General features: G+C 34.3%; 15 protein-coding genes and 1 other RNA gene. 6 read left to right on the forward strand and 10 right to left on the reverse strand.

All coding sequences use genetic code 11. The annotated features are described in order from the left end of the window. Window positions 1–85 precede the first annotated feature (85 nt). Window positions 86–1,300, forward strand: coding sequence for an RsmB/NOP family class I SAM-dependent RNA methyltransferase (locus NCC77_RS18465; RefSeq protein ID WP_095928938.1), 1,215 nt, complete (start codon window positions 86–88; stop codon window positions 1,298–1,300). A gap of 344 nt (window positions 1,301–1,644) precedes the next feature. Here NCC77_RS18465 and NCC77_RS18470 read toward each other — a convergent pair whose 3' ends face one another. Both NCC77_RS18470 and NCC77_RS18475 read right to left on the reverse strand, forming a co-directional pair. Continuing rightward, window positions 1,645–2,688 (reverse strand): AMP-binding protein, encoded by a 1,044-nt coding sequence (locus tag NCC77_RS18470; RefSeq protein ID WP_250836911.1) that lies wholly within the window; start codon window positions 2,686–2,688, stop codon window positions 1,645–1,647. Between the two features lie 4 nt (window positions 2,689–2,692). Then, on the reverse strand, window positions 2,693–3,625 hold the full coding sequence (locus NCC77_RS18475; protein WP_250836912.1) for a CPBP family intramembrane glutamic endopeptidase: 933 nt from the start codon (window positions 3,623–3,625) through the stop codon (window positions 2,693–2,695). Between the two features lie 116 nt (window positions 3,626–3,741). Between NCC77_RS18475 and arsC the strand changes: the two genes are divergently transcribed. Next, entirely contained in the window at window positions 3,742–4,086 is a 345-nt protein-coding gene (gene arsC / locus NCC77_RS18480) for an arsenate reductase (glutaredoxin) (protein WP_250836913.1), read from the forward strand. Between the two features lie 91 nt (window positions 4,087–4,177). After that, on the forward strand, window positions 4,178–6,631 hold the full coding sequence (locus NCC77_RS18485; protein ID WP_250836914.1) for a TonB-dependent receptor: 2,454 nt from the start codon (window positions 4,178–4,180) through the stop codon (window positions 6,629–6,631). Window positions 6,632–7,071: 440 nt separating this feature from the next. Here NCC77_RS18485 and NCC77_RS18490 read toward each other — a convergent pair whose 3' ends face one another. Further along, entirely contained in the window at window positions 7,072–7,251 is a 180-nt protein-coding gene (locus NCC77_RS18490; RefSeq protein WP_095928943.1) for a hypothetical protein, read from the reverse strand. Window positions 7,252–7,676: 425 nt separating this feature from the next. Between NCC77_RS18490 and fumC the strand changes: the two genes are divergently transcribed. After that, the gene (gene fumC / locus NCC77_RS18495) at window positions 7,677–9,062 is read left to right on the forward strand and encodes a class II fumarate hydratase (RefSeq protein ID WP_250836915.1); all 1,386 of its coding nucleotides are present in this window, start codon (window positions 7,677–7,679) and stop codon (window positions 9,060–9,062) included. Between the two features lie 152 nt (window positions 9,063–9,214). Here fumC and NCC77_RS18500 read toward each other — a convergent pair whose 3' ends face one another. After that, window positions 9,215–10,417 (reverse strand): NAD(P)-dependent oxidoreductase, encoded by a 1,203-nt coding sequence (locus NCC77_RS18500; protein ID WP_250836916.1) that lies wholly within the window; start codon window positions 10,415–10,417, stop codon window positions 9,215–9,217. Window positions 10,418–10,658: 241 nt separating this feature from the next. On the opposite strand from NCC77_RS18500, the gene NCC77_RS18505 reads away from it, so the two are divergent. Together NCC77_RS18505 and ssrA are read left to right on the forward strand one after the other, a co-directional pair. Continuing rightward, window positions 10,659–11,861: a serine hydrolase domain-containing protein gene (locus NCC77_RS18505; protein WP_250836917.1), complete on the forward strand. Its 1,203-nt coding sequence runs from the start codon at window positions 10,659–10,661 to the stop codon at window positions 11,859–11,861. A gap of 66 nt (window positions 11,862–11,927) precedes the next feature. Continuing rightward, window positions 11,928–12,325, forward strand: a transfer-messenger RNA (tmRNA) gene (ssrA, locus tag NCC77_RS18510). 134 nt (window positions 12,326–12,459) lie between these two features. Here ssrA and NCC77_RS18515 read toward each other — a convergent pair. The 6 genes from NCC77_RS18515 to NCC77_RS18540 form a co-directional block, all read right to left on the reverse strand. Continuing rightward, window positions 12,460–12,981 carry a DUF3347 domain-containing protein gene (locus NCC77_RS18515; RefSeq protein WP_250836918.1) on the reverse strand — a complete coding sequence of 174 codons (522 nt, stop codon included), beginning with the start codon at window positions 12,979–12,981 and terminating at the stop codon, window positions 12,460–12,462. Continuing rightward, complete coding sequence (locus NCC77_RS18520) at window positions 12,978–15,413, reverse strand: zinc-dependent metalloprotease (protein WP_250836919.1); 2,436 nt, start codon at window positions 15,411–15,413, stop codon at window positions 12,978–12,980. Before NCC77_RS18520 ends, NCC77_RS18515 begins: the two co-directional genes overlap by 4 nt. A gap of 5 nt (window positions 15,414–15,418) precedes the next feature. Then, a complete protein-coding gene (locus NCC77_RS18525; protein ID WP_250836920.1) occupies window positions 15,419–16,843 on the reverse strand; it encodes a RagB/SusD family nutrient uptake outer membrane protein in 1,425 nt (474 codons plus the stop codon). Between the two features lie 3 nt (window positions 16,844–16,846). After that, the gene (locus tag NCC77_RS18530; RefSeq protein WP_250836921.1) at window positions 16,847–20,491 is read right to left on the reverse strand and encodes a SusC/RagA family TonB-linked outer membrane protein; all 3,645 of its coding nucleotides are present in this window, start codon (window positions 20,489–20,491) and stop codon (window positions 16,847–16,849) included. 133 nt (window positions 20,492–20,624) lie between these two features. Continuing rightward, entirely contained in the window at window positions 20,625–21,773 is a 1,149-nt protein-coding gene (locus tag NCC77_RS18535) for a FecR family protein (protein ID WP_250836922.1), read from the reverse strand. A 186-nt stretch (window positions 21,774–21,959) separates the two neighbouring features. Continuing rightward, complete coding sequence (locus tag NCC77_RS18540; protein ID WP_250836923.1) at window positions 21,960–22,529, reverse strand: RNA polymerase sigma factor; 570 nt, start codon at window positions 22,527–22,529, stop codon at window positions 21,960–21,962. Window positions 22,530–22,779: the final 250 nt, after the last annotated feature.

The raw sequence follows: 22,779 nt of genomic DNA on the forward strand, positions 1-22,779 counted from the left end.
TTTAGTGAAAGTCTAAAGTAAGATTCAGTATTAAAAATTTAACTTTCAATCAATTAATAGTACCTTTGCAACTCAAATTATAGAAATGAGATTACACAGAAATTTAGTTTATACTACCATTGACTCTTTAAATGCAATTTTCAACGAAGGAGAATATGCTGATAAAGTGGTAGCAAGAGCATTAAAAAAAGACAAACGTTGGGGAAGTTCTGACAGGAAGTTTGTTGCTGAAACCATATACGAAATTGTTCGCTGGAAACGATTATACGCTGAAATTGCCGAAGTAAAAGAACCTTACGACAGAGACAATCTATGGAGAATGTTTGCAGTTTGGGCTGTTTTACGCGGTTATCCAATTCCAGATTGGAGACAATTGGAAGGAACTCCTGAAAGAAAAATAAAAGGTCGTTTTGACGAATTATCTAAGACTAGAGCTATCAAAGAATCTATTCCGGATTGGATGGATGAATTGGGCGTGAAAGAACTTGGAGAAAAAGCTTGGGCAAAAGAAATTGCAGCGCAAAATCAGCCTGCAAAAGTTATTCTTAGAACCAATACTTTAAAAGGTACAAAAGAAAACCTTAGAAATACTTTGATGGATTTAAATATTGAAACAGAATATTTAAAAGACCAGCCAGAAGCTCTTGTTTTGAAAGAAAGAGCTAATGTGTTTTTGACAGATGCTTTTAAACAAGGACTTTTTGAAGTTCAGGATGCCAACTCTCAATTAGTTGCAGGATTTTTGGATGTAAAACCAGGAATGCGTGTAGTTGACACTTGTGCTGGGGCCGGTGGAAAAACATTGCACATGGCTTCTTTAATGGAAAATAAAGGGCAATTGATTGCAATGGACTTGTACGAAAGTAAATTAAAGCAATTGAAATTAAGAGCAAAAAGAAATGGTGCTTTTAATATCGAATACCGCATTATTGACAGCACAAAAGTGATCAAAAAATTACACGAAAAAGCAGATCGTGTTTTAATTGACGCACCTTGTAGCGGATTAGGAGTTTTGAAAAGAAACCCAGATTCAAAATGGAAATTACAGCCAGAGTTTATAGATAATATCCGTAAAGTTCAGAGCGAAGTTTTAGAAAGCTATTCTAAAATTGTAAAACCAGGCGGAAAATTAGTTTACGCAACTTGTTCTGTTCTTCCATCAGAAAATCAAGAGCAAGTAGAGAAGTTCTTAAAAACAGAAATCGGACAACAGTTTACCTTCATTGAAGATCGTAAAATGTTAGCCTCAGAATCTGGTTTTGACGGATTTTATATGGCTTTACTGGAACGTAAAAAATAAATTCCAATTTTTTAAATTCCAAATTCCAACTTATTTAAGGGAATACTCAATATTAAAAATTCCAAATTCCAATCCTACAACTTGGAATTTGGAATTTTTTATTTTTTTCCCAATTCCGTATAGTTTTGTCATTTCGACCGAAGGGAGAAATCTCCGCAAGTAGCTCCGTTCCAATAGGCAAATCTTTATGGAGTTTCTAGCGAAGATTTCTCCCTTCGGTCGAAATGACAAGATTGCGAAAACTTGCAATTTATTTTTGCGTTCCAACTTGGAACTTCACTAGTCAACTTTGACAAAGTTTTAAACACACAGCATTGGAATTTGGAATTTCAAAAATTGGATTTTTACTCTTGTAGAGTTGGCTTACGAAGTAACTTCCCATTTTCGTTTTCTTTAAATTTTGAAACGAAAACTATTTCTTTTGGTTTTTCATATTTCCCTAAAACATCAAAAAATTCAGGTTCAAACTCTTGTTTTTCTCCTTCGATAACCAATACTAGTTTTTCTCCTAAATTGGTGTCCGGAAGTCCAGTCACAAAAAACCTGCTGTTTATTTTTCCGATCAATTTGGCTTCAATCTGTTCTGGAATCAGCTTCACTCCTCCACTATTGATTACGTTGTCAATTCTGCCTAAAAATTTAAACTGCTGTTCATTCAACAATTCAACCAGATCATTAGTCACAATTGGTTCATCAGAAATCGTCGCAACATTAATTACCAAACATTGGCGATCGTCTTGTGATATTTTCACATTGGGAAGAATAGAAAAAACAGAATCGCCCAGACGTTTCGCTGCGATATGCGTAATGGTTTCAGTCATTCCGTATGTTTCATAGATTTCAGTTTTAAGTGGCAATAATTTCTCTTCTAAAGCCGAATCTAATTTAGCGCCTCCAATAATTAACTTACGAACTTTTGAAAGTCCAGCAATAGAATTTTGAACTTGAAGCGGCACCATTGCTACAAAATCGTAAGTTGTTGTATTTAATTCCAGCGGATGAAGACTTGGCGAAACAACATCTAATTCTAAACCTAAAATTAAACTTCTTACCAGCATCATCTTTCCCGCAACAAACTGCGTAGGAAGGCATAATAAAGCTTTATCTCCTGGTTTCAAATCGAAGAAATCTCCCGTTGCAAGCGCCGACTGTATCATGGCTTGTTTTTTCAGCCTAACTAATTTTGGCAGTCCCGTTGTTCCAGAAGTAGTCATTTCAATATAATCTTTTTTATCAAACCAGTCCAAAAAGAATTCTCCGATTGACTGCTCGTACGAATCACCTTCTTTGATAAAACTATAAGCGACCTGGCAAAGATCTTTTGCATTTAAATGATATCCATTTAATCTAAAATAATTGTGAACTTTATTGTGAGTTAAGTTTTGCATATTCTTAAGCTTTTAATTCGACATGATTAATATTTCCCGTTAGCTTTTCTTTCCAATTTGTCCAACCGTATTTTTTACTAAAAATAAAAAGCAGAATAGGATAAATAACTACAACTGGCAGAATAACATCTATTCCCGCCGAAGGTTCTGAAAGATCTTTAAATATAGAATTCGTCTGAAAAACAGTCCAATCTGATGTAACTAACAAAGCTCCGACAAGATTGTTTGAAGCATGGAATCCCAGTGCCAGCTCCATTCCTTCATCCATCAAAGTTATGACTCCTAAAAACAATCCAGTTCCGATATAATAAATCATTATAATATTTCCCATTTTACCAACTTCTGGATTAGTCCAGTGCATTGAACCGAATATAACAGACGTCATCAGAAGCGGAAACCATCTGTTCTGCGCTAAATTGGCAAATCCTTGCATTAAATATCCTCTAAAAACATATTCTTCTGTAGTGGTTTGAATCGGAATTAAAACGCAACCTAAAATTACTAATACTAAAAAAGGAACCAATTTAAACTGCAATACAAATTGTTCTGGCGCTCTTAAATAGACAAACAAAAAACTAAGCAGTGAAAAAAATGTCCATACAAAAAAAGAAAACCAAATTCGTTTCCAATCTACTTTAGACCTTGAAGTGGTAACTGATAATAAGGTTTGATGATGAATAAACTTTACAGCAAAATAAATTCCTGCAAACGCAAAAACAAACGAAATCATGACCAGAAAAAGCGTCGTATTTGATTCGAACATGTTCATAACACCCTCGTTAGTAGTTGGAAAAGCGATGTGATCAGTAAATGTTTTATAAAATACAGCTGCTGTAATTGGAAGTTGCCCAACAAAAGATGCTGAAATAATAAAGACAGATCCTAAAAGATATTTCCAAAATTTATTTTCAGGTTTAATCCCTTGCTCTAAAAACATAAATTTAAAATTTTAAAAAATGAGAATTCAAATTTGATAAGTTAATCTTACTTTTGATATTGCTAAAATACCCCTTTTTTATTGTAAGAATATTTGAAACGTTTAAATATAACAAAATGATACAAATTTACCATAATCCGAGATGCGGAAAATCAAGAAACTGCCTAGCTTTTATCGAAAAATCGAATCAAGATTTTGAAATCATTCCTTATCTAACAGAAACTCCAACTTTCGAACAGCTAAAAAAATTATTAGTACAGTTAAATCTTGAACCAATTCAACTTGTCCGAACCAAAGAAAAAATCTGGATTGAAAATTTTAAAGGTAAGACTCTGAGCAATGATGAGATCATTAATGCGATGGTAGAAAATCCTATTTTAATTGAGCGTCCAATTGTTGTAAAAGACGGAAAAGCTATAATTGGCCGTGACCCAGAATTGGTCGCTTCTTTTTTAGATTGATTCTAAAATATCCTATTAACATTTTTTTGTGATTTCTCTCTTTAAACCAAAAACTACATTTGCCGTCTAAAGGAATAAAGAAAACCAGAAAATGAAAAAAATCAAATTTGCAGTATTACTTGTATTCTTGTTTACAAGTTTTTACAATTACTCTCAACAAGGAGGCCCAGGTGGTAAGAATAAAGTAAAAGTCACTGGGAAAGTTTTCGAGAAAGTAAGCAAACAGCCCTTAGAATATGCTACTATTTCAATTACTGCTCCAAACGACACAAAAGTTGTCGCAGGGGGCATCACAAATCCAAAAGGAGAGTTTGAGGTTGCTGTTGCACCTGGAACTTACGATATTAAGGTTGAATTTATTTCGTTTAAACCAACTGAAATTAAGGCAAAAAGCATTCAGGATGACACCAATTTAGGCGTAATAAATCTATCTGAAGATGCGGCGCAGTTAAATGAAGTTGTTGTTCGTGCCGAAAAATCGACAGTTGAAATTAAACTTGACAAAAAAGTTTACAATGTTGGTCAAGATATGATTGTAAAAGGCGGAAGCGTGAGCGATGTTTTAGACAACGTTCCATCTGTTTCTGTTGATACAGAAGGAAATGTAAGTTTAAGAGGAAGCGACAATATCCGTATTTTAATTGACGGAAGACCTTCGCAGGCTATAAACATGGCAGAAGCTTTAAGACAACTGCCTGCAGATGCAATTGATAAAGTAGAAGTTATTACCAATCCATCGGCACGTTATGATGCAGAAGGTGGTTCTGGAATTATCAATATTATTCTTAAAAAAGGTAAAAACCAAGGCTTCAACGGAACTTTTATTGCTTCAACAGGTTTGCCAGAAACTTACGGTTTAAGCGCTAATTTGAACTATAAAACAGAAAAGTTAAACTATTTCACCACTGCTGGTTACAATTACAGAACTACAGAAGGTGCCGGACAAACAAATTCTGAATATTTAAATCCAGATGGCACAACAAAAAGTTTCTTAGACGAAGACCGCGATACACAACGTATTAGAAAAGGTTTTAACGGAAGAGCTGGTGTAGAATGGACCATTACTCCATCAACATTTTGGACCAATGCTATCAATTACCAAAAAAATTCTGGTGACGATAGAGATTTGATCAACTATTACAACTATGATGCTGCTCATAATTTTACAGGAACAACCTATCGTTTAAATAATGCCGATACTGGAAGTGAAAACTTTGAGTATGCTTCAAACTTAATTAAAAATTTCAACGATAAAGGACACAAACTTACCGCAGATCTTTCTATTTCTAGAAATACAGATGATAGCCAAAGTACTATTGAAGATTCTCCTAGATTTGACACTACTTTAAATGATCAAATCCAGAAACAAGTTCTTTTTCAAACAGACTATGTATTGCCTTTAGGAAAAGGCGGTCAATTTGAAGCGGGTTATAAAGGAAGTTTTGGAGATCTAAATAACGTGTACTATGTAAAAGATGATACTGGTACAGTAAATCCTAATTTATCAAATACATTAGAGTATAAAGAAAACATCAATGCACTTTATACACAATATGGTTTCAAGGTAAATAAATTCTCTTATTTATTTGGTTTACGATGGGAAGACACAAATATCCAAGTTAACTTATTAGACAACAGCGATTTCAACACTAAAAAATACAACAACTTATTTCCAAGTGCTTTTGTTAGTTACGAAATCTCAGATCAGAGCAATTTCTCAGCTAGCTACAGTAAACGTTTAACTAGACCTAGAGGTCGTTTCATGAATCCTGCTGTAAACTATGCAAGTAACATTAATATCTTTCAAGGAAATCCAGACTTGGATCCATCTTTAACAGACAAATATGATATTGGCTATATTAAAAAATGGGATAAAGTAACTTTTAATACATCTGCCTATTTTGAAGACACAAAAGACGTTTTCAGCTTTGTACGATCTCCTACAGGTGATGAAGTTAATGGAATCCCAGTTATCAAAAGCCAACCTATTAACTTAGGAAAAGAGCAAAAATTTGGTTTCGAATTTACATTTAATTACACTCCATACAAATGGTGGAAATTAAACAGTAACTTCAACTTTTTTAATGTAAAAACAACTGGAGAACACAGTTATACAGACACACAAGGAAACGAGATTGTTCAAAATTTAGACAATCAGGCAAATTCTTGGTTTGCAAGAGTAAACTCTAAAGTAACATTACCATACAAAATTGACTGGCAGTTAACAGCAATGTACAACGGAGAGCAAAAAACAGCTCAAGGTAAAAACTTAGGTCAATTCGGAATGAATACAGCTTTCAGTAAAGATGTTATGAAAGATAAAGGAACTATTGCATTCAATATTAGCGATGTTTTCAATTCAAGAAAAATGAGATCTTACACCTACTTAGACAATGTAAATTCATATAGCGAATTCCAATTCCGTAAACGTCAGTTCAATTTATCATTCACTTACCGTTTTAACAAACCAAAAAGCGAAAGAGATAAAAACGCACAGCCAAGAAACGATGGTGGCGGAGAAGGCGGCGGAGAATTTCCAGGTTAAAATCGCTTAAATTCCAAATTGGATAAAAAAATAACAATACAAAAAATTCCAAATTCCAATTATAATTGGGATTTGGAATTTTTTATTTTTAAGCCTTTTTAGTCGGCTCTTCAACTTTGTCAAAGTTTAAAACTTTGACAAAGTTCCAAACGCAAAGTATTGGAATTTGGAATTTAGCCCTAATGGATGGGTGAACACGAGAACTAAATCCCTTAAGAAACTCCCCAACGAAAGTCCAATCTTTGTCGAGCTACTTGCGAAGATTTCTCCCTTCGATCGAAATGACAAAAATGGGCAAACTAGATTTAGCTTAAAACTTTGGCAAAGTTCTAAACGCAAAGTATTGGAATTTGGAATTTCTCCCAAGGATTCAGAATTGGAATTTCTTTTTTTGGCACAAAAAAAAGAACCCTAGTGGGTTCTTTTCTTATGACATCAATCTAATATTTAATAGATTGTTCTTCTTGTCTTTTTCTGGCTCTTTTTTCTTTAATCATTTCCCAGCTTGCTCCCGTAACCCAATAAGATACGAAACCAACTAAGAAAAACATTAACCAAAACCCTATAGTTAGTATGGTTAAGAAAAGTAAAAAGCCTAAGTACTGTGAAAATTCAAACATGTTTTCCGGAATTTTTGAATGTTACGACAAATGTAGGGTATATATTTTTTCTCAGCAATAAAATCTAAATCAATTTTCGTTAAATAACATTTATACGTATATTTATACTCATTTTAAATAAGGACTTTTTTCTGAATATTATTCAACTGTCTAAATTAGAAGAATATGAGTATTTTAAGGAGCTATTTCCCGCTATCCGCTACAATCTTTTATGTTTTTAAAGAAAAAACATAAAAGGATTTCCACTCCTATCGGGGCTAGAATTCATATTTCAAAAGAAATTTAAAAACACCAAAATAAAAAATCCATTTAATCCGCGTTTTTACGAAGTAAATCAGCATTATCCGTGTTACTTTTAATTTCAAAGATTACAACTTAAATCCAACAACTCACATTTTACAGATAACATTTTTACAAACAACATAATGAAATACAGAATAGAAAAAGACACCATGGGCGAAGTTCAGGTCCCAGCCGATAAATATTGGGGTGCACAAACAGAACGTTCCAGAAACAATTTCAAAATCGGACCTGCGGCATCTATGCCAAAAGAAATCATTGAAGGTTTTGCTTACTTAAAAAAAGCAGCCGCTTATGCCAATTATGATTTAGGCGTTTTACCAATCGAAAAAAGAGATGCTATCGCTGCTGTTTGCGACGAAATTCTTGAAGGCAAACTAGACGATCAGTTTCCATTAGTAATCTGGCAAACGGGCTCTGGTACGCAAAGCAATATGAATGTGAACGAAGTAATTGCCAATCGCGCTCAAGTTCTTAAAGGTTTTGAAATTGGCGAAGGCGAACAATTTATTAAAGCCAATGACGATGTAAACAAATCACAATCGTCAAACGATACTTTCCCAACCGGAATGCACATTGCGGCTTATAAAATGGTGGTCGAAACTACCATTCCTGGTGTAGAAAAACTTCACGCTACATTAGCAAAAAAAGCAGCTGAATACAAAGACGTAGTCAAAATCGGGCGTACACACTTAATGGATGCAACGCCATTAACTTTAGGTCAAGAAATTTCGGGTTATGCTGCTCAATTGGCCTTCGGATTAAAAGCACTAAAAAACACTTTAGCGCATTTATCTGAAATTGCGCTTGGAGGAACAGCCGTTGGAACCGGATTAAACACACCAAAAGGCTATGATGTAAAAGTAGCCGAATATATTGCCCAATTTACAAATTATCCTTTTATAACAGCAGAAAACAAGTTTGAGGCACTTGCTGCACACGATGCTATTGTAGAAACACACGGAGCATTAAAACAATTGGCTGTTTCATTAAACAAAATTGCCAATGATATCAGAATGTTAGCTTCTGGTCCGCGTTCTGGAATTGGCGAAATTCATATTCCTGAAAATGAGCCAGGTTCTTCAATCATGCCAGGAAAAGTAAACCCGACACAATGCGAAGCTTTAACAATGGTTTGCGCTCAAGTTATTGGAAATGATATGGCAATTGCAGTTGGAGGAATGCAAGGTCATTATGAATTGAATGTTTTCAAACCAGTAATGGCAGCCAACTTTTTGCAATCGGCACAATTATTAGGAGATGCTTGTGTTTCTTTTGATGAACATTGCGCACAAGGAATCGAACCTAATCATAAAAGAATAAAAGAATTGGTAGATAATTCGTTAATGCTAGTTACCGCTTTAAACACTAAAATCGGATATTACAAAGCAGCAGAAATAGCACAAACCGCCCACAAAAACGGAACTACTCTTAAAGAAGAAGCTGTTCGTTTAGGCTACGTAACACCAGAAGATTTTGATGCTTGGGTGAAACCTGAGGAGATGGTTTAGTTTTTTTGTTTCATGTTTCATGTTTCATGTTTCATGTTTCATGTTTTGAAATGCTTGACGAATAAAACCTAACTTAATTAAAAAAGGGAGAAAATTTTAAATTTTCTCCCTTTTTTAATAACGTGAAACCTGAAACTTGAAACCAAAAAAACTTATTTCCCGTCTACATAATCCTGTAAATAACTGAATCTTTGCGTCAATTTTCCATTTTCAGTGATTTTGGCGCGTTTTAAGATTCCGTCTTTATCACCGTTGAAGAAAGCTGGAATTACATGTTCCATAAACTGTTCTCCAAAACCTTCGCTCGCATCTTTAGGGATTTCGCATGGTAAATTATCTACCGCCATTACCGCAACTGCAGCAGGATGAAAAAAATCTACTTCACGATCTTCTAAAGGAAAATAACCATACAAAGGTTCTTCAATTGTGGATGAGCGAATTGTACAAGCAATTGGCCCATTAACATCACAAGAAATATCAGCTACAACTTTCAATTTGCAGTCGCTTGCATTCAGCATTTCTTTTGTTAAAATCATTGGCGCATTACTTGCATAAAAATGTCCGGCAAAATAAATATCAGAAACCTTCGTGAATCTTTCAAAATCAGATTCATATTCCTCCGGATGATTCACAAAATCTGTAAAATCTAAAACCTGACCGTCTTTTCTTTTGTTATATTCCAAAACATCCAACTGTACATAAACCGCTTGAGCGTATTTTTTAGTCAGATAATTATCAATCGTAATTTCTTTTACTTTTATCGCATCCAAAATTTCTTTTGCTCCACTCCCCACCTTTCCAGTTCCCGTAACTACAAATTTAAGAGCCGGCATTGTGATTCGTTTTAAATGCTTAATCAAATCTTCTTTTCCTGAAAGTGTCTCTGCTTTAGGAAGTTTGAACAATTCGAATTTAATTCCGAAAGCACGAATTCCGTTATATACACCAACCATTCCAGCGTATCTTCCAAAACCAATTAAACGACGATCATGTTCGTCTACAATTGTTTCGTGATCGTATAAATCGATGTTTTTTTCTAAAATTGCCTGAAGCAATTTTCTGTTGTGAGGCTGTTTTTTAATCGTATGAGAAAAAAAGAAATAGGCTTTATTAGGAATCAAATCGGCTACGGGAACTTCTTTTACACCAAATAATACATCGCAGTCAGATACATCATCGGCAACGGTAATTCCCATATTTTTATAATCATCATCAGAAAATATTCTTATATCAGAACTCTCCACTTTTACAGAAGCATCGTGATAAAGCTGTTTTAACCTAGTCAATTCATTTGGAGAAAAAACAACTCTTCTATCTGGCGGATTTTTTCTCTCTTTTATGATTCCAAATTTCATTTAAACTGATTTTTTAATATTAAATAATATAACTTTTTTCAATGTATTTGTTTCAAATATAACAAATTTAGTTAAAATTTTGTTTCTAAAATTCAATTTAAAATGTTTCAAAACCGTTAAAAGCTGAAAAACAATCGACTAAAATTTACTTTTCTTAATATTATGTTAAAAAACACAAATTAAAGCCTCAGAACTAAGAATACAACAAAATTGAATTCGATATATTTGTTTTTAAAGAACGATGCAAATGACTTTCCTTAAAAAGACAAAGATACCACAATTACTTTTTTCAATGCTTGTTTTAAGTTCTTGTGGTCAAAACAAAAAAACAACAACAGATACTACTCAAACAGTCGAAGATACTTTACCTAAAATGAAACCGTTAGGTGAAGAACCGAAAGTTTCTCAAGCATACAAAAACTCGGTTGTGGGCAGAATAAATCACTTTTATAATAAAAACTGGCCTAATAATAACATGAACGGGAGCTTCTTGGTTGCCAAAAACGGACAGATTTTATTTGAAAGATATAACGGTTTTGCCAATAAAAATGAAGGAACCAAAATAACGCCTGAAACACCTGTACAAATTGCTTCGGTAAGTAAAGTTTTGACGGCTACAGCAGTTTTAAAGTTGGTTAATGCAGGTAAAATTGAATTGGACCAAAAGGTAAATACGATCCTAAAAACTTTTCCATACGAAGAGTGCACCATAAGAATGTTATTGGATCATCGTACCGGAATGCGCAACTATGCTTATTTCACAGATCATGATAAATCGATTTGGGACCGACATAATCAATTAACCAATAAAGATATTCTTGATATTTTAGCAACAAAAGATATTGGTTTAGAATCTAGAACAGGAACACGTTTTAGCTACTGTAATACTAACTATGCAATGTTGGCGCTTATTATCGAAAAAATTACTGGTTTAAGTTATAAAGAAGCCATGTCTGAAATGATTTTTAAGCCACTAGGAATGAAAAACACCTACGTTTTTGACGATGATAAAGACAGAAAAAAAATTGTTCCATCGTATAAAGGCAACGGCGTAGAAATTGGTTTCGATTATCTAGACAATGTTTACGGCGATAAAAACATTTTCTCTACCGCTAGAGATCTTTTAAAATTTGATAGAGCAAGACAGTCACCAGATTTCTTAAAACCTGAATTGTTGAAACAAGTATACACAGGTTACAGCAACGAACGTAAAGGAACTAAAAATTATGGTCTTGGAATTAGAATGATTAACTGGGAAACAGGTCAGAATTTCTATTTTCATAATGGCTGGTGGCATGGAAATACCTCATCTTACATTACTTTGATGAACGAAGGCGTAACGATTATTGCGTTATCAAATAAGATGACCAGAAACACTTATGCAGTTCGTAAACTAGCTCCTGTCTTTGGAGATTACCCTTTTAATTTTAAAGACGAAGAATAACAAAATTTTTCTGAAATTTTTAGCAGAAAGTAATTTCAAATACTCTAAATTTGCAGACTTATTTTTGGGGTCGACTGGTTTTGACAGCGAGTCGAATTGAACAGTAAGCACGTCGAGCATTGAGACCTTGCTCGTAAATATAAGATCTCGAACTTTTACACGGCGAAAATAATTACGCTTTAGCTGCATAATCCGAATCATAGTAAGATTGCGCCACGTCTCTACAAGGTAGAGAAGCTGGATTCTCCTGGAAAGCCTTGGTTTGTGGCGTTCCGTTCAGGGGAACCGTAAAAATAAACCTAGATTTCCATGAGCTTCGGGTGGATTTCGAAAATTAAGAAGATAAGTGTTGGGTGGTTGTTTCTGGCCTAGCTCAACATCGAAAATTCAATCAGGAAATAAACGTGTAGAAAGCTCTTTAATTGCTCGTTTGGACCCGGGTTCGATTCCCGGCGACTCCACAAAAAAGCCTGTAAACTTTTGTTTACAGGCTTTTTTTTATTTAATTCAAACTTAAAAGTCTTATTCTCATAAACGACAAATACGGCTTCCCTACAAAGAATACCGCATTCATCCAACTAATTCAAAATTAAAAAAATTATAAACTTGCTTTTACTTCACCACAAGTCAGCATGTTTTTTGGGTAGTACGGATTTTTGATTTCCTTACTGTCACTTGTCCAAACCGCACCTGTCATTGGGCAAATTTGCAAATATAATGTCTCATCAGCAGGTTTAAATTTTGGAGCCTGATCCCAATATTTTATCGAGAGTGTTTCAAAAATCTTACGCTGTTTGTTGATGTTTTTTGTTGCCGTTAGTGCCGTTGCCAATTCGATAATCTCTTTTCTCGAAGTTGTAGCTGCATTCATGTTTTCTAAATTTAACTTTTTAAACTTGAAGTTTTTTAATGCGCTTTTTAAAGCTTCTGCATTTTTAACAACCGCTAAACTGTCTGATGTTAAAAAACTGTTTTTTAAAGCCAAATAACTTTTTGTGATTTCTTTTTTCTCTGCTTCACGCTTCGCAACCAAATCAGGAGTTACTTCTTCTTTTGATGTAAGCTGTGCCTGAGCTAAAAAGCTACAGAAAATAAATGCTATAACTAATAAATTTTTCATGATGTAGGTTTATCTAATTTGGTAATGATTTTATCGATGTCAATCAAAATGCTTTCATAATGATCTTTATTGATTCCTGTTACTGAAGTTTTTAATTTTTCAATATCCGTTTTCAATTTTAAAAGATGCTGTTTTGCGTATAATTTCACATCACTTCGCTGTGCTGCATTTGCTGCTTTTCCAGGTTCTAATTCTTTCGGCAATAAAAGCATGCCTAATTTTTCGATATAACCGCGCTGAAAACCTCTTCTGTAAAAATCTTGTTTTTCATCTCCGCTAAATTTAACCCAAACGGTTTGTTGCACATCGTTCAAAAATTCTGGAACCGTATAAGCTCCTTCCGACTGCATTGATTTGAGGTTAATATTGTAAAGCATTCCTGAACTCAACAGCATATTTAAAACCTGATTCTGCTGATCGGAGATTTGATCTTCTCTCTTTAAAGCAATCAAATCATCAATTTCTTGCGGATACATCCAAAGTGGAGAAACAAACAATTGTCTTCCCAAATAATCTATCGCTGCCTTTACTTTTGCTTTAGGAACTGGTTTATAAACTACTCCTTTTTCATCGACTGTTCGTTTTGTAACGTAATTGTTTCCGATATTTTTCAGAACATGATACAAATACAATCCGTATTGTCTTACTACTGCTTTATGCATGTCTGCTAAATTATCGTAGGGATCGTTTGGCTGATAAGTCCATTCGATAAGATGAGGCACAACGCGCTTCAGGTTTTTAATTCCGTAATCGCTGGCAAGTACCGCATCGTCTCCAAGATCTTCTGATTGACTACGCGGATCTTCGTCTTTTCCTTCTCCACCAAACCATAATTTAGGATTTGCCGTTAAACTATCAGTGGTTAATTTGGCCAATAATTTCTCTTCTTCAAACTCATCTTTCGTGTTTGGGTAATATTTATATCCCCATTCAACAGCCCATTTATCATAACTCCCAATACGCGGATAAAGACCTATTGGACTAATATTATCTTCTGGCTGTGCTACGTAGTTAAAACGAGCATAATCCATAATAGAAACCGTATGTCCATTTGCTTCTACCCATTTTTTATCACGAAGTTTTTCAACCGGAGTTGCACTACTCGCTCCCATATTATGACGTAAACCAATGGTATGTCCTATTTCGTGAGAAGACACAAAACGGATTAATTGCCCCATTAACTCATCATCTAAATGCATTTTTCTTGCTCTTGGATCTAAAGGCCCAGCCTGAATCATGTACCATCGCTGCACCAATTTCATTACATTATGATACCAGCCAACGTGGCTTTCCATAATTTCACCACTTCTTGGATCACTAATTCTTGGCCCGTAAGCATTTGGTGTTTCAGAAGCTAAATATCGCACTACAGAATATCTTGCGTCTTCCAAACTCATGGTTTTATCGTCTTCTGGCCATTCTTTACCCACAATGGCATTCTTGAAACCTGCTGCTTCAAAAGCTTTCTGCCAATCGTTGATACCCGCAATTAAATAAGGCCTCCATTTTTTTGGCGTTGCTGGATCGATATAATAAACAATCTGTTTTTTTGGTTCTACCAATTCGCCTCTCAAGTATTTTTTAATATCCTTGTCTTTTGGTTCTAAACGATAGCGCTGCACAATAAATTTCTTTTGAGCACGCTGTTCATCGTCGTCAAACAAAACATATTTATTGGCAAAATAACCTACTCTTTCATCGAAGAAACGTTTGCGCATTGGCGTTTTCGGAAGTAATACAATCGAAGTATTCAATCGCAATGTTATGCTTCCACTGCTTGAAGTAGAACTGGTATACGTTTTTGTTGTTTTGGTTTCAATATTAATTGGATATGCATCAATACTTTCAACAAAAGATTTGTCATCGGCAAGAGACGTTAATTTTTTCTCTGTTTTGTCCTGACTTCCGATAGAGAACATCGCATTATCTTTCTTGAAAACATCTGTTACTTCAATAACCACATCTTTGGTGTCTGGATTGGTTGTTTTTATTGGAAACGCAGCCACAATCGGATTCTCATTACTTCCTTCTAATGCTTTTGCTAGCATAGAATCTGAAGAACGAACATCTTGTCTGTATTGCAGCGATCTTAAATAAACCGTATTATTGGAACCTTTTTCAAAATAAATAGTCTGCTCATTCGCTTTTTCTCCGCCAAAATTCCCAAAACCTTCGGGCGTTGAAAGATATCTCGTTACAACAAGCATGTATCGATTAAATAAACTATCTGGAATTTGAAAGTAATATTTAGTATCAACTTGGCTAACCGTAAAAAGACCTGATTTGTTTTTAGCTTTATCGGTAATTATTTTATTGTAAGCCTGCATACCTTTTGGCTGTGTGCTGGTACTATCGGCTTTCTTTTCGGGAGTCTGAGCAAAACCATGCTGCCAACACGACAGCATGATTAGAGATATAATTAACTTTTTCATCTAAATTAAAATGGGACTTTTTCGTCTGTGTTTAATGTCAGTTTCGGGTTTTTCTGCAAAACCGATAAGGGAAACGGGATAATATACAATCTAGAGTTTGGCTGTAACGTATATGTTTTTTGAGGAACAGTTTTGTTTACCAAAGGAAATACTCTTGTAATGGTTTTAGCAAATTCGGTTTCCGTATTTAATCTCTTTAAATCAAAGAAACGGTTAAAGCCTAAAAGCAATTCTTTTCTTCTTTCATTAATAACAAGTTCCATTGTTTCTTTTCTTGTAGCAGGAACTTCTAAGTTTACCGTTCCCGATAAAATACGTTTTGCTCTCAATGTATTTAAAACCGTAACGGCTTCATTAAACTTATTATCTCTGGCATAACATTCTGCCAAAATTAGATATACTTCTGTCGTTTTCATACCCACAGTAGGATAGAAAAATCTGGTGTATTGTGTTGCCCAATATGCTGTATTTGAACCCTGATCTAAATTGGTTGCGCTTGTAGAATTAAAAAACAAATTGAAGCGGGCATCGTTGGTACCAAATAAAGTTCTTAATTCCGGACTGATGACATAAAGCTGACCAAAATTCATTTCATTATAACCTGTCATGTACATATAGCTCAATACTTCTATATTATTGGCTGCCGGTACTGCAACTGCAGTTGGTCCTCCTTGTTTGCTGTAAGCTACCATATCAAAAATTTGGTTATTGTAGCTTAACGACTTTTCTGCTGCTGCCTGAGCTTGCGCAATTTCTCTTTTAAACAAATGCACTTTAGCTTTAAAAGCATAAGCAAATGCTAAAGACGGATGATAAACATCAAGTGGTTTTTCCTGAAGATAAGGTAATGCTTCTTCTATATCTCGCTGAATAAAATCATAAACCTGCGCCACGGTAGATTTTGAAGGCTGTGCTTCTAAATCAAATTTATCCATAATACAGATTCCGCCATCTGTTGCTGCAGTATTTGGATCATAGCCTTTTGCGTAAGTGTTTACTAATAAAAAGTGATCGTAGGCTCTGTAAATCTGAGCTTCGGCTTTTGCTAATTGTTTTGTATTTGCATCGCCTTTACTATTGTCTACTAATGAAATAATGGTATTCCATCTGTTGATATAATTATAAGCCTGATTATAAAAGCTTGACCCACTTAATAACGAAACTCTGTCTACGCTTTCATCAAAAGTAAAATTAAGAATATCAATGTTTGGCGTTCTTCCGATTACGTTGGCTTCTCTCATCCATTGATCGTCAGATAAGTATTGAAAGTTATTGATTGGATAACCGCGCCCCGGAAGTGAAACCATTTCGTGAAACTGATCGGCTGTTTCGACTACTAAAGATCCTTTTGGTGTTATGTCTGTATATTCTTCGCAAGATGTTACTGAAAACATCATTACTGACAGAATTGAAATATATAAATGTTTCATAATTTAAAGAGTAAGATTAAAGCCAAACAAATATGTTTTTGGCAATGGTAAATTACGTGTAGCTGAATTGGCAGAATAAACCTCAGGATCAATATGGTTTCCTGCTGCACTCCAATACCAAATATTATTCATCTGAAAAGTAAACTTAGCCGAAGAAATATTCATTTTACCAGCAAAAGCTTTTGGTAAATTATAAGCAAATGAAATGTTTCTAAGTTTGATGTAATCGCCATCTACAACATTTACATCTGAATTTCTCCATAAACTGCTCATTGTTACGGCATAATTTCTAACACTTTCATCATAATCCACATACAAACGTGTATTTCCATTTGGATTTGCATCTGTATAACGATCTGCAATACCAGAAAGGTTTACAGCATCAGAACCTGTATCCAGAACTTCTTTTCGCATTACATTTCCGCCTGAGAAAACAAATAAGAAATTCAAATCAAATTGTTTATATGAAAAACGCTGTGATAACGAACCAGAGTAAGTTGGCGTCAAACTTCCCATATTTACCAAAGCTTTTGGGGAGTTAACTGTTTTAATAGAACTTGATACAGGAACACCATTTGCATCAAAAGTGACTGCCGGATTTCCGTTTTCATCTAAAACATAAGGATATCCATTAACCGTTCCGCCGTATTTGTAAGTGTACAAACTATTGTAAGTTTCTCCTATTAAGAAATAATTTAAGGGCGAACTAACATAAGAAGCAGCTGACGATTCGGCTCTTGTAATTTTCTCAACTGTTGTTCTGTTAAAGGCTAAAATCACATTAGAACCAATACGGAAACTTCCGTTATTGTACCAATCTGAACCAACACTGAACTCAATTCCTTTGTTTAATAAAGCTCCTGCATTAATTCTTCTGTTTAATGCCCCAACAGTTGGATCTAAATCGGTCGTAGCCAATAAATCACTGCTATATTTACGATAGATATCAATACTACCGTTTAATTTTGCTCTAAACAAACTGTAATCTACCCCTAAATTGGTACTTTGTGTTTTTTCCCATCTTAACATTGGGTTGGGCTGTCCGCTAATATTAGTGTATTGCAATGACTGATATAAATTATCATTTCTTCTCGTAGCCGTTACGTAAGGCGTTGTACTTTGATCTATATTTCCGTTAACACCATAAGTTGCTCTCACTTTAAGCGCCGTAACCCATTTTATTTCTTTCATGAATTCTTCATTACTCGCATTCCATCCAAAACCTGTTGACCACAAAGGGCGGTTTTTATATTTTGGATCAACTCCAAATAAATCTGCTCGGTCTACTCGGTAACTTCCTGTTACGTTATATTTTGATAAGAAAGTGTACCCCAAAGTACTAAAAACCGAAAAGTAACGGTGAAGAATCTCAGTTTGTGTTCGTGACAATGCAGATAAAGTTCGGTTGTTTCCGTACATATAACTTGGCGTTCCAGTCTGGCTTAATGCAAGATTATTGATTACAGCCGAAGAAAGCGTTACAGGATCGTAACCATATCGTAACTGTTCAATCGTTCTTGGAAGAAAAGTTTCTCGCATTTCAAAACCAGCCAATGCGTTAATAGAATGTTTCCCTTCACTGAAATCCTGAGTATAGTCTAATTGGTTTCTAAAAGAATAATTAGTTGACTGGTTGCTTATTTGTTTGTATCTGCCTCCAGTAGAAAAACCTTCTAAATAGGTATATGCATTAGTTGCAGGATTATAAGCTGTTAAAGCATTAATGGCGTAACGCATTTTATATGAGTTAACATCATAAAACTGTTCGTTATCATTTCTTCTAACTTCGTATTGAAATTGCGTACTAAGGCTTAAACCTCTCCATAATTTCGCTTTAAGATTTCCAAATGCTCTTAAGCTTAATGATTTTTCTTTTAAAATTCCTTCCTGAAGTGCATCCAGAACATTAAAAGTCATAGGTTTAAATCCGCTTAAAGTGGCCAATTTTTCTGCAGCAGCAGGATTAATAACACCGCTGGAAGTAAATCCGTCTTTAATTCCAACAAAAGGTGATACTACTAAATTACCATTATCGTCTGTAATGCGTTCGTATCTTTTTTGGATATCATAATTATTGAAATCATTATCTGTAACATTATCATTACTGTACGTTCCGTTAATTCCAAATGTAGCATTTAACCAGTTGTTTACCTGAAAACTGCTTTTAGCATACAAATTAAATGATCTGCTGTCATTGAATTTTATACGATTTTTTGCCTCGTCATAATTCAATGACACGTATGTATTTTGTCTGCTTGTACTTCCAGAAAACGACACATTGTAACGCTGTCTAAATTCATTCTGCCACACATTATCGCGGTAATCTTTGGCATAATCATTCTTTCTCCACTGGGCAATAGTACTTTCGTAATCTGCACTGTTGATTTTTCCTTCTTCTAAATTTCTGTTCAGCTGATAAAGCGGACTGTAATATTTCATACTGCTGTTCCCAATATCTCCATAATTGCTGAACATTGTAGCTGTATCTGCAAATCTGCCTCTTTCTCTGTTATAAACTGCCTGTTCAAAATCGATTAAATCGCTTGTTGAAGCGTAATTCATATCTCTTAAATTGGGCTTGGTTGAAACAAAGAAATCCGAGTTGATGTTTACTTTTAATTTACCGTTTCCTTTTTTAGTAACGATAACGATAATTCCGTTTGCCGCTCTGGAGCCATAAATAGAAGCCGCCGCCGCATCTTTAAGAACATTTATACTTTCAACATCGTACGGATTAATATCTTCCAGAGTCAATTCAGTCGGAAGACCATCCACTACCAAAAGCGGACTGAATCCAACTTCTGATACCGAAAAAGTTCCCATACCTCTTAATATAGGTGTATCTGCACCGCCTCCTGTTGGATTTTTTTGAAATACTAAACCTGCCACACGACCTTCTAGGGCACTTGCTAAATCAGTATTGATATTTTCATTTAAAGTTTTCTCGCTTACTGTTGAAATAGAACCGGTTGAATGGCTTCTTTCTAAAGTCTGATACCCTGTAATTACCACTTCTTTCATTGCGGCAACTTTGTCTTCCACAATAAGATTTAATTGTGTTCTTCCGCCAATGCCAAAAGTTTTTTTCTCGATCGTTAATCCTGTACATTCAATAATACCATCAGCAGGAACACCGTCAAAAGAAAAACCTCCATCAAAATCAGTAATGCTAACTCTGTTGGTTCCAGAAAGAGAAACCGTTACTCCCGGAAAAGGTTCGTTTTTATTGTTTAGTACTTTTCCGCGAATGTTGATTAATTCGTTTCCCAAGCTCTCCCCTTTTTCTTTTGTAGCAGTTACTACAATGGTTTGATTGGTAATATTGTATTTTAAATTTTGAGTTTTAAAAATTTGATTTAAAGTTTCATTCAAACTCGCATTCTTAACATTAATGCTTACAGGTTTAGAATCTTTCAGCAGTTTTTGAGTGTATAAAACTTCATGATTAGCCTGTTTGGCTACTTCTTTTAAAACTGTTTCAAGCGATGCACCTTTAAAATTAATGGTGATGTTTTGGGCTTGTCCAGTAAAACTGCACAACACCATAAAAACAGCGCATAACGCCCATAAATGGGCAGAAAAATGAACTTTAGGAATCTTTTTTTTAAGTTTTTTGTAAGGTTTTTTTGGTTGTAAATTTAATTTCATACATTTACATTGGTTATAGTTAAACAATAGTGGACAACTTATATTGGCTATAAACTTTTTAAACAACCAGAAGCATCGCAACTGCCTCTGGTTTTTTAGTTTATAGACTCAATATAATCGGTTAAATAAGATCTTATGGATACACAATAATCGTTTTTCCTTCAACCTTAAATTTTATATTACTAAGCTCAAGTACTTTTAATACCTCAGACAAATTTTTATTTCTAAATGTACCTCCGTTAAATCTCACATCCGAGACATCACCGCGGTATTCGACTTTAATTCCGTACCAGCGCTCCAATTGTTTCATTACAGATTTTAAATCGGCATTATCAAATTTGAATCGGCCGTTTTTCCAAGCGATTGCAGCTTCGGTATCCACCTCTTTAACGGCAATCTTACTAGAACTTTCAGATATATTGGATTGTTGGCCTGGCTTTAAAATCGCTTTCTGATTTTTAGAAGAAACGGCAACACTTCCTTCTAACAATGTAGTTTTTACTACAGATTCATTATTGTAAGCATGGACATTAAAATGTGTACCTAAAACTTCGATTGTTTGGTTCGCTGATTTTACTAAGAAAGGCTTGCTTTTATTTTTAGCAACTTCAAAATAAGCTTCTCCTTCTAGCTCAACAATTCTTTGATCGCCATTAAACTGAGTCGGATATTTGATAGACGAAACAGCATTCAAAAATACTTTTGTTCCATCCGCCAAAACAATATTATATTGTCCGCCCGTTGGAGTCGAAAGTGTATTAAATGAATTTGCATCTTCTTCTGAAGCATCAGCATTTGGGTTTATTACATAAGTAATCACTCCATTGGCATCCATTTTAATGGTTACCTCATCTTGATCTTCTTTAGCAATAATATCTTTTGAGGAAATATCAGAAAGAACAATCTGCTTTCCGTTCGAAAGCGTTAAAATTCCTCTATTTCCGCCTGGGGCAATTTCTGTTGGTTTTTCGACAACCTGAATATTTTCTTGTTCTACTCCTACTTCCGATTTTGTAAAATAGAATATTCCAACGCCAAAAAGTAACGCAATAGATGCGGCGGCGGCAACACGCGGCCAAAGAGTAATCACTTTTGGTTGCTTTACCAAAGGAAGTCTCGATTTCAAATGTTCGTAACTATCTGCTAGTTCGTATTCGCTAAGCTGTTTAGTATTATTTGCCGCTTTATGCAAATACCACGCATCAAGTTTGTCTTTATCTTCATTAGATAAAGTGCCATTTTGATGTTTTTTAAGCAGTTCTAAAAATTCAGTTTCATTCATAATTACAACACGAAATTTTGTCTTGTTTTATAATAAGACAGTTAGGAAGGGGTTTTGTCATAGATGAAAATCAAAAAAATATTAATTTATCATTAATAAATTCATTGAAACGTTAGTTTCTCTTTATTAATGAGGCTTTTATGGATAGTTTTTATTTGAAAATTTAACAAAAAGAACAAGAAAAATTTACCACACAAAAACATTCAACGCCGATTTTAGCTTTCCGCGAAGAATTTTTAGCGAATTATAAACTTGCTGTTTAGCCGTTTTATCTGTTATGTTCAATTGAAGTGCAATTTCGTCGTATGACAGTTCTTCTACTTTTCTTAAAAGAAAAACTTCACGCATTTTTTCTGGAAGCAAAGCAATTTCGTTTTCAATAATAGCTTCCAATTCTTTTTCTCTGAGTTTAGAATCTGCAAAAACATAATCATTTTCAATAAAGTTTGAAAAAGAATCTGCGTAACGAGAAACTACTTTTTCGTGAGCAATATGATTCAAGATTCTGTTTTTGGTTGCTTTGTATAAATAAGAAGATAATGATCCTGTGATTTCCAATTCCCGACGCTTGTTCCAGATAAACAAGAAAACTTCCTGAACAACATCATTGGCCTCATCATGATTTCCCGTCATTTTGTAGGCATGATTTACTAAAAGTCTAGAATATCTTTCGAAAATTTCTGTATAGGCCAATTGATCATCATCCTTAAGGAGATTTAATAAGATATGATCAGCATATTTGCTATAAACAGACATTAATTAATAAAAAGTGAGGATCAAAAACGCAATATTAAACAATTTTAATGTTAAAAGCCAAAAGATTATTAAGTTAAAAAAAACGCAAAGGATTTCGTAAACATTTTTGAATAAAATTCAATATGATTAATCTTAATAATATTGAATAGCAACACTATAGTTGAAAAAAGCACTCGTATTTTCAAACTTTTGCTTTTTTATGGTTAAATTTAAGGGTAAATGAAAATTTGACAATACTATAAAAAAATTA

Origin of the sequence: Flavobacterium tyrosinilyticum (assembly GCF_023656565.1) — a bacterium.
Lineage (GTDB): Bacteria > Bacteroidota > Bacteroidia > Flavobacteriales > Flavobacteriaceae > Flavobacterium > Flavobacterium tyrosinilyticum.